The sequence below is a fragment of the Lentilactobacillus hilgardii DSM 20176 = ATCC 8290 genome, from assembly GCF_000159315.1.
Lineage (GTDB): Bacteria > Bacillota > Bacilli > Lactobacillales > Lactobacillaceae > Lentilactobacillus > Lentilactobacillus hilgardii.
In genome coordinates this window covers 19,305-34,259 of the sequence record NZ_GG669994.1, presented here as the reverse complement: position 1 = coordinate 34,259, position 14,955 = coordinate 19,305, and the positions used below count along the sequence as shown (strand labels likewise).

11 protein-coding genes are annotated in these 14,955 nt (G+C 39.2%); 4 read left to right on the top strand and 7 right to left on the bottom strand.

Annotation, left to right across the window (positions count from 1 at the left end; all coding sequences use genetic code 11):
• Positions 1 to 35: 35 nt before the first annotated feature.
• Complete coding sequence (locus HMPREF0519_RS07380; protein ID WP_003635144.1) at positions 36 to 2,426, bottom strand: phosphoketolase family protein; 2,391 nt, start codon at positions 2,424 to 2,426, stop codon at positions 36 to 38.
• A 414-nt stretch (positions 2,427 to 2,840) separates the two neighbouring features.
• Positions 2,841 to 3,572 carry a GntR family transcriptional regulator gene (locus HMPREF0519_RS07375; RefSeq protein WP_003635143.1) on the bottom strand — a complete coding sequence of 244 codons (732 nt, stop codon included), beginning with the start codon at positions 3,570 to 3,572 and terminating at the stop codon, positions 2,841 to 2,843.
• Between the two features lie 122 nt (positions 3,573 to 3,694).
• Between HMPREF0519_RS07375 and ybaK the strand changes: the two genes are divergently transcribed.
• Positions 3,695 to 4,198, top strand: a complete 504-nt coding sequence (gene ybaK, locus HMPREF0519_RS07370) for a Cys-tRNA(Pro) deacylase (protein ID WP_003558514.1) — start codon at positions 3,695 to 3,697, stop codon at positions 4,196 to 4,198.
• A gap of 4 nt (positions 4,199 to 4,202) precedes the next feature.
• A complete protein-coding gene (locus tag HMPREF0519_RS07365) occupies positions 4,203 to 4,931 on the top strand; it encodes a hypothetical protein (protein ID WP_003635140.1) in 729 nt (242 codons plus the stop codon).
• On the opposite strand, the gene HMPREF0519_RS07360 is transcribed toward HMPREF0519_RS07365, so the two are convergent.
• The 4 genes from HMPREF0519_RS07360 to HMPREF0519_RS07345 all read right to left on the bottom strand — a co-directional run bounded on the left by HMPREF0519_RS07360 (position 4,928) and on the right by HMPREF0519_RS07345 (position 11,680).
• Positions 4,928 to 5,569, bottom strand: coding sequence for an HD domain-containing protein (locus HMPREF0519_RS07360; protein ID WP_404803298.1), 642 nt, complete (start codon positions 5,567 to 5,569; stop codon positions 4,928 to 4,930). The two genes, HMPREF0519_RS07365 and HMPREF0519_RS07360, sit on opposite strands and share 4 nt — an antisense overlap.
• Before the next feature lie 209 nt (positions 5,570 to 5,778).
• Positions 5,779 to 8,397 (bottom strand): bifunctional acetaldehyde-CoA/alcohol dehydrogenase, encoded by a 2,619-nt coding sequence (gene adhE / locus HMPREF0519_RS07355; protein ID WP_003635136.1) that lies wholly within the window; start codon positions 8,395 to 8,397, stop codon positions 5,779 to 5,781.
• A gap of 227 nt (positions 8,398 to 8,624) precedes the next feature.
• Positions 8,625 to 9,161, bottom strand: coding sequence for a DUF1836 domain-containing protein (locus tag HMPREF0519_RS07350; RefSeq protein ID WP_003553161.1), 537 nt, complete (start codon positions 9,159 to 9,161; stop codon positions 8,625 to 8,627).
• 122 nt (positions 9,162 to 9,283) lie between these two features.
• Complete coding sequence (locus HMPREF0519_RS07345) at positions 9,284 to 11,680, bottom strand: cation-translocating P-type ATPase (protein ID WP_003635134.1); 2,397 nt, start codon at positions 11,678 to 11,680, stop codon at positions 9,284 to 9,286.
• A gap of 211 nt (positions 11,681 to 11,891) precedes the next feature.
• Between HMPREF0519_RS07345 and HMPREF0519_RS07340 the strand changes: the two genes are divergently transcribed.
• Complete coding sequence (locus HMPREF0519_RS07340) at positions 11,892 to 12,749, top strand: aldo/keto reductase (RefSeq protein ID WP_003635132.1); 858 nt, start codon at positions 11,892 to 11,894, stop codon at positions 12,747 to 12,749.
• 230 nt (positions 12,750 to 12,979) lie between these two features.
• Here the strand turns inward: HMPREF0519_RS07340 and HMPREF0519_RS07335 are convergent, their stop codons facing one another.
• Positions 12,980 to 13,339 carry a hypothetical protein gene (locus tag HMPREF0519_RS07335; protein WP_050757963.1) on the bottom strand — a complete coding sequence of 120 codons (360 nt, stop codon included), beginning with the start codon at positions 13,337 to 13,339 and terminating at the stop codon, positions 12,980 to 12,982.
• A 210-nt stretch (positions 13,340 to 13,549) separates the two neighbouring features.
• On the opposite strand from HMPREF0519_RS07335, the gene HMPREF0519_RS07330 reads away from it, so the two are divergent.
• Positions 13,550 to 14,950, top strand: a complete 1,401-nt coding sequence (locus HMPREF0519_RS07330; RefSeq protein WP_003558500.1) for a hemolysin family protein — start codon at positions 13,550 to 13,552, stop codon at positions 14,948 to 14,950.
• Positions 14,951 to 14,955: the final 5 nt, after the last annotated feature.

Genomic DNA, 14,955 nt, shown 5'->3' with positions numbered 1-14,955 from the left:
TCTTTTGGGATTTTAGTAATTACTGTTTAACTAAATTACTTGTTAAGTGGTTCCCAGTTCCATGATGTTACTTCTGGAAGGTCAGTACCAACCTCACGGATGTAACGGTTATGCTTGTCAACGATGTTGTTCATACGTTGGATGAAGTAACCACCCTTAACGGCGTATGCTGGAATATGACGAATAGCATCAGCAGCTAAGTGGAAACGATCCAATTCGTTCAATACACGCATATCAAATGGTGTAGTGATATCACCGTTTTCACGGTAACCATGAACGTAAAGGTTGTGGTTATGACGATCGAAGAAGATATCCTTGATCATATCTTCGAAACCATGCCATGCAAAGATGACAGGCTTGTCAGTGGTGAACAAGTTATCGAATCCTTCGTCGCTCAAGCCACGAGGATCCTTCTTAGGTGAGTTAAGCTTCAAGATATCAACAACGTTGATAAAGCGAATCTTCAACTCTGGGAATTCCTTGTTCAAGATTGAGATAGCAGCCAAGGCTTCCAAGTTAGGTTCGCTACCTGCGGCAGCAAAGACAACATCAGGTTCTTGACCTTGATCAGTTGAAGCCCAATCAATGTATCCAAGACCGTTCTTAACCAAGTTTTGTGCTTCATCCATTGAGTACCACTGACGACGTGGATGCTTGGATGTCACAATCAAGTTAATCTTTTCGTAGGTTCTAAATGCTGAATCACCAACGGCTAACAATTCGTTAGCATCGGCTGGCAAATACTCACGGATAAATTCAGGCTTCTTCTCAGCTAAATGAGTCAACAGGCCTGGATCTTGGTGGGTGTAACCATTATGATCTTGCTGGAATACTGTTGAAGTATCAACAAAGTTCAATGATGGGTATTGTTTTCTCCAGTATTGTTCTGAAGCCTTACGTAACCACTTGAAGTGTTGAGTCAACATTGAATCCACAACACGTCCAAATGATTCGTAAGTAGCAAAGAATCCATGACGACCAGTTAAGACATAACCTTCAAGCCAACCTTCTGCTTGGTGTTCTGAAAGTTGTGAGTCAATAACACGGCCGTGGTTTGCGAGATCTTCATCATAAGGTTCATGAATGTCTTCCATCCATTGACGCTTACCATCATCAAGCAAACTATAAAGACGGTTTGACTTGGTTTCATCAGGACCGAAGCCACGGAAAGTTGTTGGATTCAATTTAGCAACTGCATCCAACCACTTGGACCATTCGATCATATCTTGCTTTTGTTCAGTACCACGCTTGTCAAACTTAACTTCAAAGTCACGAACGTTAGGAAGCTTTAATGGTTCTGGCTTGATACCACCGTTTGTGATTGGGTTAACTGACATACGTTGTTCGCCCTTAGGTGCAAGTGCACGAAGTTCAGGCTTCAAAGTACCATTTTCATCAAATAATTCTTCTGGCTTGTATGACTTCAACCAGTCAACAAGTTCATCGGCATGTTCCATGTCATTTGCATCAACAGGAATTGGAACTTGGTGAGCACGGAATGAGCCTTCAATAGGGTTACCATCGAGATCCTTCTTAGGACCAGTCCAGCCCTTAGGTGAACGGAAGATGATCATTGGCCATACCGGCAACTTAACATTGTCAGGTGTTTCGTTTTCACGAGCATTCTTTTGAATGGACTTGATCTTTTCAATAACAGTATCCAATGTCTTAGCAAATTCTGCTTCAACTTTTGCATGATCAGTGTCAGCAGTAGCTTCAACAAAGTGTGCTTCCCAGCCCATACCTTTAAAGTAATCAGTTAAGTCTGCATCACTCATTCGTGAAAGGATAGTAGGGTTAGAAATCTTGAAACCGTTCATGTTAATGATAGGCAATACCGCACCATCAGTGATTGGATTGATAAACTTGTCTGAGAACCATGATGCGGCCAAAGGACCGGTTTCTGATTCACCGTCACCAATTTCAACAGCAGCGATTACATCTGGGTTATCCAAGATAGCACCGGTACCATGTGAAAGTGAGTATCCAAGTTCTCCACCTTCATGGATTGAACCTGGAGTTTCTGGTGCGGCATGTGAAGCAACTCCACCTGGGAATGAGAATTGCTTGAACAACTTTTGCATACCCTTTTCGTCTTGTGAGATATTTGGATAAATATCTGAATAACTACCATCAAGGTATGAGTTAGAAACCATAACTTGGCCACCATGACCTGAGCCTTCAATATAAAACATGTTTAAATCATATTTGTTGATGGCACGGTTCAATTGAGCGTAGATGAAGTTTTGGGAAACGATAGTACCCCAGTGACCAATTGGCTTGATCTTAACATCATCTGACTTCAAAGGACGCTTGAGCAATGGATTGTCACGCAAGTACAACTGACCTACTGAAAGGTAATTTGCGGCACGCCAGTACTTGTCTAGAAGATCCAAATATTCTTTGGAATCGTAATCTACTGTCATTAATTAACACTCCTTCTAAGATTTAACAATAAAGCTACTGTATAGAATGTTCGTAAAATTCATCAATTAACCTGATCAATTTACACCACTAATACTACACTATTTTTTATGATAGTCAACCTTTTTGCAAATTGATACGGTCCAATTTAAATCGTTTAGAATCCTATACTTATTTGTCATTATGAGTGATATAAAAACAATAGTCCACTAAAACGTCGGATTCGTAACAATTCATTTACAAAAAAATAACCGACTCATCTTCTTAATAAAGACAACTCAGTCCATAGCTTAATTTTGCAAAATAGATTAGATAATTCAATCGTAATACGGGTTTCTGCCCAACTTTCAGTCAGAAAATAATCTTCTTAAAAATATAGGACACATAGCAATTTCAGCCTTGTGTCCCATTCTGATTTATCGATTTTCGTTCAAATTAACAAACGTATTATAATTTAAATATTTATAATGCAGCCTCATATTTGAAACCTCAAACGGTGTGCCGTCATCTAAAAAGAAGATCCCTTCCATCACACCAACGGGTTCAATCGGCTTCAGGTTAAGCAGCTTTTGATCACCTTTGTTTGAAGGCTCGGTTGTTATTGTCATAAATGATTTAGTGACCGATTTACCGGTTGTATCTTCAAAATAATTAAAGATTGATCCTTCAACACGCTCTTGGTTTAAATTCGGAACCACTTTAATTGGAATGTACCCCAGTTCAATCATAAAAGGTTTGTCTTCAAAAGTTCGCAGACGCTTAATTTCATAAACAAAATCGCCCGGATCCAAGAATAATTCTGTTTGTAATTCATTATCAGCCGGGATAACGTTAAAATCCAACAGTTTAATTTTAGGAATCTTACCATCACTTTTAAAACTGTCGGTTACCCCTAGATTAGACCCTTCATATTGAAAAATTGATCGGTTCTTTTGGTACAGTGGATTAATAAAGGTTCCCGAACCGCGTTTTTTAAAAATGATGCCCTGATTTGCCAGAACGTTTAAAGCCCGCTTAACTGAGCTGCGGCTAACACCATAAGATTCGCTTAAACTGCGTTCATCTGGTAAGCGCTTGGAATCGAACTCATTCTTTTTGATTCGATTCTTTAAATCTTTCATGATGTTTTGATACACTAAATCAGCCATGCCGTCTCCTTAATTCATCAAATCGTTCGTTAACATTATTTATAAAGTATACCAGATATTTATTACAAATTCAGACGGAATTACCGGATATGATGTGATAAAATGTTCGTGAGGTGTCGTAAATGTCAAAAAAGAAACGCAACAAAGTTCATAAAACACTTGTTGAACAAATTCTAGATAAAAACAAAGTACCGTTTGAACAAATGACCTTTCCAACCCATCAAGAAGGCGATGTTGAACAAATCAGCGTCGACCATTTAGATCAGGACGAACACCAAATATTTAAAACATTGGTTCTGACCGGAAAAACTACCGGTCCCGTCGTCGGCGTTATACCGGTTGATGAACATCTTGACGAAAAGAAATTGGCAAAAGCATCCGGCAACAAAAAAGTCACTATGGTCCCTTTAAAAGAGTTATTGAAAACAACGGGATACCAACACGGGGCTAATACTCCTATTGGTATTTGGGAAAAATTCAAATATCCCATTTATATTGACCAAGAAGCCCAGAAAATGGGAAAAATCATTGTCTCTTCCGGACAAATCGGCCGTTCTGTCAAAGTTGATGCGGAACAAATGCGTCAATTGGTTCACGGAAGCTTTACCGATTTGAAGGAAAAATAACACCATGCTAAAAACAATCATGATTAACATCGCCACGGTACTCGGATTCCTAATCGGAGTACCGTTTCTTTTTATTTTCCTGCTTGCAATGATTAACCAGAACACCAAAGCCGTTATTGCCAAAAGATTTGGTATTAACGGTCAACTGATTTTCGGCTTTTTGGGCGTCATCATTCACGAAGCAAGTCACTTAATTGTCGCTTTGGTATTTGGTCATAAAATAAAAACCGTTCGTTTAATCAGACGACCAACGATAGACACCCCGTCGCTTGGTTATGTCAACCATACATGGCAAGCCAGAAATCTTTATCAAACCATTGGTAATCTCTTTATTGGCGTTGCACCGGTTTTTGGCTGCTGCACAACTATTTTATTTTTAGCAAGGTGGTTGTTACCCAATATTTATAATTGGCTCGTCATTTTAACGTACCAACCGCTTTCGATAACGGCTGTTCCAGCCTTTCAGTGGGGGTCAATGCTACTATTTATTTTATTGACAGCCAATATCTGTATCGGTGGGTTTGATCTGAGTTCATCCGATTATCGCAACTCGATTCAAGGATTAGCCACGACCATTTTGTTGCTGATAGGTTTAACCATTGTCTTATCGCTTATACCAATCGGAACAACTGTCTTTGCCACTTTGTATCAAGCTATAAAAGTAATCACTGTGATTTCAACTTTTAATTTATTAATTTCAGCTGTCTTAAATTTGGTTTTCAAATTGATTTAAGCCTGCCCGTTCCACTCATCCATGAACTCATGAAGAAAATCAAGCATCACCTGTTGTCGATGCTCGGCAAGTTTCTTAGCAGTTGGCGTATTCATTTGATCTTTAAGATTTAGGAGCTTCTCATAGAAGTGATTAATCACTGTGCCCCGTTTGCGATATTCAGACTTATCCATACCGGTTCGCGGCATTATATGGGGATTATACATCGCCTCGCCAAAGTGGCCGCCGAAATAAAAGGTTCTGGCAATGCCGATTGCGCCAATAGCATCCAAGCGATCCGCATCTTGAACGATTTGGCCTTCAATTGACAATTTATGCTTGGTTTTCAGATTTGCGCTAAAGGACATGTTGTCAATAATGTCAAAAACTTTGTCGATAAAAATCTGATCATAGCCAATTTCTCTTAATTTATTGATCATTGCTCCCCGTTTAGCCTTAGGGTTGGTAGTCACCTTATCGTCACTCACGTCATGCAGGTAAGCAGCTACCAGCACCAATTGTTCATCTGCCTGCTCACCCTTTAGGATGGTCCTGGATAAACTGACTACCCGCGTGATATGCGTATAATCATGGCCGGATGTTTCATACCCTAATTCTTCTCTCACAAATTCCTGAATTCTGCGCAATTCTCGTATCATGATTATTTCCCTCATTATCTAGCCTATACTAGGACTGCTTCTCAAAGCATCATCACTTTGCTCTGCACACTTGTATCACTTATTTCTATACTTTTACATTATAGTCATATTTTTCAAAAAATACCCGCTGATCACTTTTTTAAATGATCAGCGGGTATTTAATAGTTCTTAAAAATTAACTTTTATGAGTTAACCGTTCTAGATGCGCTTTACTTCTCAACACCTTTTCCATCGTAATCATCCAACATGATTTGTTTCAAATCAGCAATTAATGGTTCCTTAGGGTTAGCAGTTGTACACTGGTCCTCGTATGCAAGTACTGACAGACGATCAACAGCAGCATCAAACTTATCTTTGTCAACACCCCATGCTTTTAAGCTAAGGGTAACGCCAACTGAATGAGCTAGGTCGATAATCTTTTGAACCAGGCCTTCTACCAAGTCCTCGTCAGTCTTTCCTTGAATACCAACATAACGGGCAATTTCAGCGTAATCCTTGTTAGCACGGAAATATTCATACTTAGGCCATACGGCAATCTTTTCCGGCAACTTAGCATTGAAACGGATAACGTGTGGCAATGTGATTGCAATCGCAATTCCGTGAGTTAAGCCGAATTCTCCACCGAGTTTGTGGGCAACAGAGTGGGTAATTCCCAAGAAGGCATTACCAAAGGCCATCCCTGCAAGCGTTGCAGCATTGTGCATTTCTTCACGCGCATGTTCATCACCATTATAGGATTTAGTCAGATTTTCAAAAACTAACTTGATTGCTTGCAATGACAATGGTCGCGTGTAATCCGATGCCATCACTGAAACAAATGATTCAATACCATGGCAGAGTGTATCAAGTCCAGATGCAGCAACAGTCCCCTTTGGAACGGTTTGAACAAACTGAGGATCAACAATTGCAACATCTGGTGTCAACGCATAATCAGCCAATGGATACTTAACGTGAGTCTTGGAATCAGTGATAACAGCGAATGGTGTTACTTCCGATCCTGTCCCTGAAGTTGTTGGAATAGCAATCATTTGGGCCTTACGTGGTTTATTGAAACGGTAAGCCCGCTTTCTGATATCAATAAATTTCTGTTTTGCACCAAAGAAACTGGTTGTCGGATCTTCATAGAATAACCACATGTTCTTAGCGGCATCAAGCGGTGAACCACCACCTAAGGCAATGATGGTATCAGGTTTAAATGAACGCATCTGAGCAACACCCTTTTCAACTGTATCAGTTGTTGGATCAGGCTCAACATCTGAGAAAAGTGAGTATTCAATTTCATTTGGACGACGTTTTAATTCATCCAAAACTGTATCTACATATCCATGTTCTACCATTCCAGGCGTTGTCACAATAAACACTTTATTGATGCCTGGCATATCATCGAGATATCGAATTGATGTCTTTTCAAAGTATACCCGTGGTAATTTAACCCATTGCATATTGTTTCGTCTCTTTGCGATCGTTTTAATGTTTAATAAGTCGTAATCGGTAACGTTATGAGAAATTGAATTTGCACCCCATGAACCGGTTCCCAACGTTAGAGATGGTGTCATTTCATTATAGAGGTTTCCAATACCGCCAAAGCCTCCCGGTGTGTTAACAAGAACTCGAGCAGCCTTCATCTTAATGCCGAATTTAAGCGCAATATCGTCATCAGTTGTCTGAATAGCAGCTGTATGCCCCAAACCACCATAGTTTAAGAGTTGTTCAGCAATTGAAAAGGCATCTTCATGGCTTTTGGCCTTATAAACACTGATTACTGGGCTCAGTTTTTCGCCGGATAACGGATACTTTGGTCCGACACCGGTCATTTCAGCTGCTAAAACCTTGGTGTTATCTGGGACTTTAATCCCTGCCAATTTGGCAATTCCTTTTGCGGATTTACCGGCGATTGGGCCACGAACACCCCCACGTTTAGGGTCAAACATTGCTTCAGCCAATTTTGGCTGGTCTTTTTTGGTAACGAAGAAGACACCGTTTTTAATGAAGTTTTCTTTCACATCATCATAAATTTCGTTATCAATAATGGCGCTATTCTCAGTTGCACAAATCATACCATTATCAAATGTCTTTGAAAGAACAATATCGTTAACAGCTCGAAGAATATTAGCCGTTCTTTCAATATAAACAGGACCATTACCGGGACCAACACCTAAAGCAGGTTTGCCGGTTGAATAAGCAGCCTTAACCATTCCCGGACCACCGGTAGCAAGTGTGCTTGCTACACCTGGGTTATTGATTAATTTGTTGGTTGCTTCGATACTTGGTTCCTCGATCCACTGAATGGCACCCTCTGGGGCACCGGCCGCAATTGCTGCATCACGAACAGTCTTTGCAGCTGCAACGGATGACTTCATTGCTTGTGGATGGAAGCTAAAAATAATCGGGTTTCGGGTTTTCATTGCAATAATCGATTTGAACAAAGTTGTTGAAGTTGGGTTGGTAACCGGTGTAATTCCGGCAAGAACCCCAAGAGGTTCGGCAACTGTGATCAGCTGACGTTCCCTATCGTCTTTGATAACGCCGACCGTCTTATGGTCGCGAATGCTGTGCCAGATTTCTTCGGTTGCATACATATTTTTTATAGCTTTATCTTCAGCGACTCCCCGACCGGTTTCTTCAGCTGCCATGAGTGCCAAATCCATATGCTTATCTTGACCGGCCATTACCATTTCATGGGTAATGTGGTCTACTTTTTCTTGATCAAATGAATCCATGATTTCGAGAGCTTTTTGGGCTTTTGAAACTAACTTGTTAATCATATCGTCAACATTGGTTTTTTCTGGTTTTGTCGTCTTGAGTTCTTTTACTTTATTCTCAATCATTAGTTAGCCTCCGTGAAAATTCTTTTTGAAAAATTCTTTGTTATCTATTTCACAAGAATAACTATACCACGATTTTTTTAAAAGTAAATGCTTTTGTTTACTAAATCACAAGAGTTTTTTCATTCAGTTGCATCCCTTTAGCAGCAGCCAAAGACGAAAAAGAGCACCCACTAGATGGGTGCTCTTTTCATGAAAACGGTTCCATTATTTATATGTGAACGATTTCACTACTTACTGATTTTCGTCAATGGCTTTTCAATGATCTTTAATAATGTTTCAGACTGTAACCGATCAATTATGACATTAACTGCTACCTGCATTAATTTGTCATTTAAATTTTTTTCCTCTAACGCCTGCCCATTTCGATTAGACATATTTTTAAATGAGAACATGAGTCGCTTAATAAAGTTATCATAAGCTTGTTGCGGATAAATATTAGCCGTTACCTGATCGATTCCATGGCGAATCGTTTCCAATGAAAATGCCGGCTTTAGTAAGCTAATTAAGATGACATCTGCAATCTGCATGGTTTGATACTTCTTTTTAACCGGTGCCATAATAGCTTTATGCTTAACATAGTTATTAATCATTGCCGGCGTGACGCTGTCTACGCCAATTGGCCCCAACGTTTCATTTACCAAAGCGGTCACTTGATCCATATATAGTTCAAATTTAGGTAATTCTGCCCAAAGCGGTAGTTCAACTGTCTTTAACTTATCTTCCCATTTTTCATATAAGTCGTACTCTTCGTTAATGGATGGCATTGTCATCACTCCCTATAAACAATTATACCACATTATCTAGTCATTAAAACTAGGTGAAATAGGCTAATAAAAAAGGATTGACAAGTTGCCAATCCAATTCTACTTTTTTAATGTATTCAACCCTATTTATGATTTTGTTTATTGGCCGCCCGTTCTCTTTTTCGAACTTCCCTGCGATCCAATACTTTGGCAATCACACCCTGCATAAAGATATAAAGTGGGTATGCCGTCGCAATTAGCGGCACAGCATACAACCATATATCTTTATTAAAGAATGATACAAGCGAAAAGACGTCATTAAAGAAAACGATGATTGCCAGAAATGCCGCCAACACAAGAATATCCATTCCAAATTTCAAACGATTCCAAGGCCGTGAGACCAAAACCAGTGCCAACCAGCAAATTGCTCCGGTCAGAAGGACACATAAGGTTGATGTGAATTCATAATGTAGTCCAAAGAATCGGCCCACGATTTCAATCACCATAATATAACCAACCACACACACCGCAGCCGGAGCCGACACGATTAGAACCTGACGCATAAATTGGTTGGTAATCCGACTAAAGTTGGGTTCCAACGCTAGAAAGAATGATGGGATACCTACCATTAAAGACGTAATTGGCGTTAATTGAATAGGTTCAAACGGATACTGCATTGCCAAGAAAACAAAGATTAACGACAACGCAACGGAATACATGGTTTTAATCAGGTACATGGAAGCAACCCGCTCAATATTGTTAATCACTCGGCGACCTTCATTCAACACATCAATCATCGCGTCGAAATTAGAGTTAATCAGCACAAAATCAGCGATACTTTTGGTACTTTCACTTCCCGAAGCCATTGCAATACCACAATCAGCCTGTCGTAATGCCAGCAAATCATTAACCCCATCTCCAGTCATTGCAACAGTATGCTTTTTTTCTTGAAGGGCACTAATCAACCGCTTCTTTTGATCCGGCGTAACCCGTCCAAAAACAGTATTTTCAGTCACAAGTTGTCCAAAATCATCGTTATCACTAACAGTTGACATATCAATGCTGTGGCCTGCATTTTGAATACCCGCGTTCTTAGCAATCGTCGAAACCGTTGTTGGATCATCTCCGGAAATCACTTTAATCGTAACATCCTGATTTCTAAAATATTGGAACGTATTAACCGCATTCGGCCTGATCACATCTGAAATCAAAATCAGGCCAATCATCCGGGGATTCCCCAAAGGCTTTTCGGCATCAAGCAAATCAACCTTGGCAACAGCCAAAACTCGAAATCCTTTTTTGGCATATTCTTGAATTTGACTTTTAGTGTCAGCATCCAACTGATGAAAAATAAATTGTGGTGCGCCAAAGACGTATTCACGGCCATTTGTAAATTCGACACCGCTCCATTTACGCTGCGATGAAAACGGTACAATCGCCGAAGCGGCCATATTCGGATCCTCAATGGCATTTTTAATGGCATTTGCTGTTTCGTTGGTATCACCGGTACCATAAGTAATGCCGGCGACAATCTTTTCCAACTCCGCCGTTTCTATACCGGTCATCAACGGAATGGCTTTTTCAAATTTTAAATCACCACTGGTAATCGTTCCGGTTTTATCCAAACAAATCACGTCGACTCTCGCCAATGTTTCAATCGCAGGAAGATCCCGAACCAGTGTCTTTTTCCTGGCCAAATGCATGGCAGACACCGCTAACGTCATTGAGGTTAAAAGAACGAGTCCTTCCGGAATCATCCCAATCATTGCCGCAACCGTTCCAAGAATTGCCCGGTTAATATCGTTTCCGCCAAATAATTTTGCGATGAAAAAAATTAAACCCAGCGGAATAATGACGTAAGTTAAAACCTTAATAATACGATTAATTGTATTCAGTAAAATACTGGAGGTATCTTTTCCTTCTTTGGCTTCGTTGGACATGTGATTAACAAAGGTCTGCGCACCAACCTTTGTCACCAACATCTTCCCAGAACCACCCACCAGATAAGTACCGGAAGTTAATTTGCCGTTAACCGCTTTCGATATGGTCTGTGATTCACCTGTAATTGGTGATTCATCAACTTCCATCCCACGTGACTGCATCACAACACCATCAACAGGAATTTGGTCACCCCGGTTCAAAGCCAAGACATCGCCAAGAACAATGTCTTCCGGATAAATGTCGACCGGCTCTCCATTTCTAATAACAGTTGACTTGCCTTCTGCCAATAACACCATCTTATCAACTTGCCGTTTTGAGCGAATTTCCTGAATTATTCCAATAATAGTATTAAAGAGGGCAATCCCCAAAAATAGAAGGTTCTTGTAACTTCCCGTATAAAAAACCAGCGCACCAAGAACAACGTTAATCAGATTAAATAGCGTAAATGTGTTGTCCCTAAGGATTTCCTTAACGCTTCTGGTAAGAGATTGCTCTCCCAAATTTTTGTAACCACTCTTAACTTGGTACTCAACCTGAGCAGAAGAGAGGCCCTGCTCAGGGGTTACTTCTGAAATTTTAACATCTGCCAAGTTAAACACCTCACTCTACGTTAATTGTACAAAATAATATCTGAAAAACACATTTATTTGTATGGATTCAAAAGAAGTTTAATAAATTTTAAATTGCCATAAGAATTTAGGAAAACCATATCGATTACCTTTATTTTATCATTCTATCAAGCGCTTACATTATTATAAGCAGGAAATATGCTAGAATTAAGCCATATCGATTATTACAAGGAGGAATTTTATGTTTGAACCTGATAAGTCGACTTACCAATTAAATGATGGCAATCAAATGCCGATTTTGGGCTTTGGAACTTATAAAATCGCAAAGCCGGATTTAATGAATCAAACGATTCAATCCGCATATGAAAACGGCTACCGGATGTTTGACACTGCCCAATATTATCGAAACGAAAAAATGCTGGGCGATGCGATCCGCAACTTGAGTGTCCCCAGACAAGATGTCTTTATTATTGATAAAGTGACCGAAATGAATCAAGGCCATGATTTGACTATTAATAGTACCGACTTTTCCCTACAGCAATTAGGAACGGATTATGTAGACCTATTACTTGTTCATTGGCCAATCGCCGACAAGTTCTTTGAAACATGGGAAGCCTTTGAGGAATTAAAAAAGCAGGGGAAGGCCAGATCAATCGGCGTCAGCAACTTTACTCGTTCACAGTTGGAGCTGCTCAAAACGCAGGCCGATGAAATGCCGGTAGTTAACCAAATTGAAACCCATCCTTACCTTAATCAGGCACCACTCATTAAGTTTGACAAGAAACAATCTATTGTCACTCAAGCTTGGAGCCCTCTGGGAAGAGGTGCCGTCCTGGATAATCCAATGATCGGTAAAATGGCGGTTCACCATGGAAAAACGCCTGCCCAAATTATTTTACGCTGGGATATCCAACGAGGCATTTCAGTCATTCCAAAATCGCAAAATCCCGAACGAATTGCTCAAAATGCGGATTTAAATTTTGAATTAAGTGACGATGAAATGTCCATGCTGGATGTAATGAACCGAAATCAGCGAACGGGTAACGAACCCGAATTGGTTTATGAATGGGGAAAACAATATAAACAGTTTAAAAAATAAAATTGTATCGGATAGAATAAAGATCGTTCCGGCTAAACCTGATTCTTTTAGTTGGAACGATCTTTAGTGTTGGTTTAATTTTGATCGGGGCATCTGATAGATTATTGTTGTCATCCAACTATTCATCCGATCAACATCAAAACGATCCAACAATGATACTGAACATCATTGTTGGATCGTTTTGATGAAATTATTTAATGTCTTATTAACTGCACACTCACATGGTAGCTTTATTCAATTCTTTCTTTCAATAAATCTGCCAACTTTTGTAGTGCAGCATCACGTGTCTTAATAACATCCATATTCCAAATAATGGAGTCAATATCTCCACCTACGAAATCAAATTTTTCGTAGTAGATGTATGGATCTTCATCACTTTTTTGAAAGACTTTATCGACCTCTTTTGAAAATCCCTTTGCCCAATCATCATCATCCATTTCTTTAAAATCGAGCTTGGTGACATAGCCCTTTTGTTTAATCAAATCGACAGCCTTTTTAATTTCATTATCCGGATAGTTAAAATCTTTTTCGGGTTTCTCTTCCTCGTCTGCCTTTTTTTCCTTTGCACTTTCCTTAGCTTTCTGAGCCATAAGATACATCCCCTTATTTCTGTCTACTTTAAGCGTATCACTGTTAGCAGCCAAAATTAAGAAAAAGCACCATTTTTTTTATAATCTATCAGGAATCTGTCATAATGGATTCAAATAGGAAATTCTCTTAAAAAAAGACTTGTATAAGCGTATAATTAGAGGTAGTCTTTTCATTACCAATCAATAGGATTATATTAAATATATTTTGAAATGAGGAATAGAATTTTGGGCGATAGCCAGTTAATGACCAATTTATTGATTATTATAGTGACGTTCTTCTTTGCAGCTTTCTTCGTTGCAAGTGAATTTGCTCTTGTTCAATCACGAGTGAGTGCACTGGAAGAAAGAAAAAAGAATCTAAAAGATCAAAAAATTATCAAGGGTAAAAAGATAACCAAGCTTAATCGGGAAATTCATATGGTAACCAATTTGAATGAATACCTATCAACAACTCAAGTTGGTGTTAGTTTGGCAGGTATCATTCTTGGTTATATCGGTGAATCTTTTGTTGTAACAATTTTGGTTGACGTCATGGAAATTCATAATTCGCCAATCAACCCTGCAACGGCCCATGCAATCGGTGCAGTTTTAGGAATTATTATTCTGACATACTTGGAAGTTGTCCTAACCGAAATTGTTCCAAAGAATATCAGTATTGATATGCCAATGAGAGTGTTGAACTTTGTCTCAACACCACTTCATTATTTTCACATCATTTTTTATCCGTTTGTCTGGTTATTAAATGTTTCCGCAAACGGTATCGTTAAGATGCTAGGATTACCGTTTGCCAATGAAAATGCCGAATCATTTTCTCAAGCAGAAATTTTAAGCTTATCAAAAAATGCCGTTAAAAGCGGTGCGCTTGAACAAAATGATTATCTTTATATGAGACGGGCCTTTCAACTAAATGATAAAGTTGCAAAAGATATTATGATTGATCGAACACAATTGGTTGTGATTGATATTACAACCAATGTTAAACAAGCTATCCAAGTTTATTTACAAAAGAAATTCAGTCGAATTCCGGTTGTCGCCAATAACGATAAAGATAAAATTCTCGGATATGTTTACAACTATGATTTAATTCGACAATCTCAAGTCGATTCAAGCATTAGAATTGATCGCTTACTAAGAGACATCTCGACAACTCCTGAAATGACGCCCATTACGGATGTTCTACACCAAATGATTGAAAAAAGAACACCAATTGTTGTTGTTGTTGATGAGTATGGCGGTACATCTGGCATTATTACCGACAAGGATATTTACGAGGAATTGTTTGGGACCGTTCGTGATGAAATCGATCCTTCCTTTACCGAATACGTCTTTAAACAGCCTAATGGCACTTATCAAGTTAGCGGAAAATTGACAACACATGACTTTGAACGTTACTTCGATGCAGATTTCCCTGAATTCACGAGTTCAGATGCTGTGACACTAGCCGGATATTTCCAGGATAACTATCCCGATGTTAAAGTCGGCGATGAGATTTCATTTGAAAACTTTGATTTCAAGATTGTTGATTTGGAAAACTCATTTATTAATTGGTTTGAAGTTACTAAACACAAGCCAATAACGCCTGCAAAAGATGATGATGGCAAATCGGATTAATTAAG

What these genes read in the sequence shown, in the direction of transcription:
- HMPREF0519_RS07350 (WP_003553161.1), bottom strand. Translation starts at nt 9,161, where the DNA reads ATGCCATCCATTAACGAAGAGTACGACTTATATGAAAAATGGGAAGAT.
- ybaK (WP_003558514.1), top strand. Translation starts at nt 3,695, where the DNA reads ATGTCAAAAAAGAAACGCAACAAAGTTCATAAAACACTTGTTGAACAA.
- HMPREF0519_RS07375 (WP_003635143.1), bottom strand. Translation starts at nt 3,572, where the DNA reads ATGGCTGATTTAGTGTATCAAAACATCATGAAAGATTTAAAGAATCGA.
- HMPREF0519_RS07360 (WP_404803298.1), bottom strand. Translation starts at nt 5,569, where the DNA reads ATGATACGAGAATTGCGCAGAATTCAGGAATTTGTGAGAGAAGAATTA.
- HMPREF0519_RS07330 (WP_003558500.1), top strand. Translation starts at nt 13,550, where the DNA reads ATGAGGAATAGAATTTTGGGCGATAGCCAGTTAATGACCAATTTATTG.
- HMPREF0519_RS07340 (WP_003635132.1), top strand. Translation starts at nt 11,892, where the DNA reads ATGTTTGAACCTGATAAGTCGACTTACCAATTAAATGATGGCAATCAA.
- HMPREF0519_RS07380 (WP_003635144.1), bottom strand. Translation starts at nt 2,426, where the DNA reads ATGACAGTAGATTACGATTCCAAAGAATATTTGGATCTTCTAGACAAG.
- adhE (WP_003635136.1), bottom strand. Translation starts at nt 8,397, where the DNA reads ATGATTGAGAATAAAGTAAAAGAACTCAAGACGACAAAACCAGAAAAA.
- HMPREF0519_RS07335 (WP_050757963.1), bottom strand. Translation starts at nt 13,339, where the DNA reads ATGGCTCAGAAAGCTAAGGAAAGTGCAAAGGAAAAAAAGGCAGACGAG.
- HMPREF0519_RS07365 (WP_003635140.1), top strand. Translation starts at nt 4,203, where the DNA reads ATGCTAAAAACAATCATGATTAACATCGCCACGGTACTCGGATTCCTA.